Here is a 330-nt window from a genome sequence, read left to right on the forward strand (position 1 = left end):
AGGTCCAGCATGTGGGCGCCCTCGCGGATCTGGTCCCGGGCCATCTCCACACAGTCGTCCCAGCGCGCCTCCAGCATCGCCTCCCGGAACTTCTTCGACCCGTTCGCGTTGGTCCGCTCACCGATCGCCAGATACGAGGTGTCCTGCCGGAACGGCACCGACTGGTACAGCGACGCCGCCCCCGGCTCCGGCTGCGGCCGCCGCTCGGTGGGAACCGTGCCGCGCACCCGCTCCACCACCTGCCGCAGATGCTCCGGCGTGGTCCCGCAGCAGCCGCCCACCAGCGACAGACCGTACTCACGGACGAACGTCTCCTGCGCGTCCGCCAGC

The 330-nt window shown here is 71.2% G+C and carries 1 protein-coding gene; it reads right to left on the bottom strand.

All coding sequences use genetic code 11. The features are described from left to right. The coding region (locus ACTT8P_RS38540) for a homocysteine S-methyltransferase family protein (RefSeq protein WP_442836442.1) at positions 1 to 330 on the bottom strand (330 nt) is incomplete at both ends.

Origin of the sequence: Streptomyces sp. JW3 (assembly GCF_052216785.1) — a bacterium.
Lineage (GTDB): Bacteria > Actinomycetota > Actinomycetes > Streptomycetales > Streptomycetaceae > Streptomyces.